This window comes from Halobacterium bonnevillei (assembly GCF_009831555.1).
In the GTDB taxonomy this organism is placed as follows: domain Archaea; phylum Halobacteriota; class Halobacteria; order Halobacteriales; family Halobacteriaceae; genus Halobacterium; species Halobacterium bonnevillei.
On the sequence record NZ_WUUU01000323.1, the window covers coordinates 1 to 1,490 of the forward strand.

At 71.1% G+C, this 1,490-nt stretch carries 2 protein-coding genes and 1 pseudogene; 2 read left to right on the forward strand and 1 reads right to left on the reverse strand.

What is annotated here, in order from left to right:
* A pseudogene (locus GRX66_RS18910) lies at positions 1-260 on the forward strand (cobalamin-binding protein); the annotation flags it as partial.
* 76 nt (positions 261-336) lie between these two features.
* A complete protein-coding gene (locus tag GRX66_RS18915; protein WP_159527837.1) occupies positions 337-837 on the forward strand; it encodes a DUF84 family protein in 501 nt (166 codons plus the stop codon).
* Between the two features lie 55 nt (positions 838-892).
* Here the strand turns inward: GRX66_RS18915 and GRX66_RS18920 are convergent.
* Positions 893-1,490: lysylphosphatidylglycerol synthase transmembrane domain-containing protein (locus GRX66_RS18920; protein ID WP_159527838.1), on the reverse strand; the 598-nt coding region annotated here is incomplete at its 5' end.

Sequence of the window (1,490 nt, forward strand, 5' to 3'; positions counted from 1 at the left end):
GGCCGCGGCGCCGGTACCCGTTCGTGGACGCGGGCGACCGGTCGACGGAAATCACCGCCGGCGACGTCGAAGCCGCTGGCCCGGACCACGCCGTCGTCCACGTCTGCGGGAAGGGTGACCGCGTCGACCCCGACTTCGAGGGCCGCGGCTGGCGCCTCGACGCCACCGTCCACGTCGTCGACGACAGCCTCCTGAATCAGCCCAGCCCACGCCTGCTGGAGGGTCTCGAACTCCTCGCCGACCGCTTCCACGGCGAGTAACCGCGCGACTGGTCAGCGCTCGCGCCGGCCGCCCGTTCCGGGACGACTAAGGAGCGTCCGGCGAGTGCTTCGCCGTATGCGAGTTGCAGTCGGCTCCGGGAACCCCGTCAAGCGCGACGCCGTCGCCGGCGCGCTCCCGGACGCGACAGTCGAAGCCGTATCGGTCGCCAGCGGCGTCCCCGAGCAGCCGTGGGGGGACGACGAGACGATTCGGGGCGCGCGGAACCGCGCGGAGCGTGCGCTCGCGGCCGGCGACTACGACCTCGGCGTCGGACTGGAAGGCGGAGTAGCAGAGCGAGGCTCCGACCTCTTCCTGATCATGTGGGCTGCCGCCAGCGACGGCCAGCGAACCGAAATCGGCGGCGGCCCGCGACTCCGGCTGCCCGACGAGGTCGCCGCCCGCCTTCACAGTGGCGACGAACTCGGCCCCGTGATGGACGACCTGCTGGACACGTCGGGGATTGCAGAGAATCAGGGCGCCGCGGGCGTTCTCACGGACGGTATCACGGACCGCACGGAAGCGCTCCGGACGGCAGTCGGCGGCGCGCTCGGGCCGTTCGTCACCGACTACTACTGACTGGCGGCCTTGCCGCTGGCTTCTACCGACAGTTGACCCGGTGGTCCGGACGGCGTCACTCGTCGACGGGGAGCGCGTCCCGCTCCGAGGAGAGGTCGGCGTCCTTGCCCTCGACGGCTTCGGTCAGCGAGACGTTCAGCCACGTCATCGACACCGCGCCGCCGGCGACGGTGACGACGTTCTTCACGATGTGGTCGACGATGGCCACGCCGAGCGCGAGGCCGAACGACACCGGCAGCAGCGTCGACACGATTGCTGCGAAGGCGGCCTCGTAGATGCCGACGCCGCCCGGCGGCCCGGGGATGACCTTCGCGAGGTTGCCGACGCTCACCGCGAAGAAGCCGACGGCGAGCAGGCTCACGAGCGCGAGGTCCAGCCCGAACGCGAGGAACACGAGGAGTGCAGTCGCGACGTCGATGGTCCAGATGAGGACGCTCGTCCCGCCGATGCGGGCGAACGCGCGAGTGTCGGCGGCGCCACGCTGGATGTCGCCGACGAACTGCTCGAAGATGCCGGCGACGTACTCCGTGTAGGAGTCGTCGCTGGCCCACTCCACGACTTGCCGCACGTAGTTCGAGTCCGAGCGCGCGGACACCACGATGGCGGCCACGGCGCCGAGCGCGAGCACGCCGACCGAGGCGAGTCGACGACGG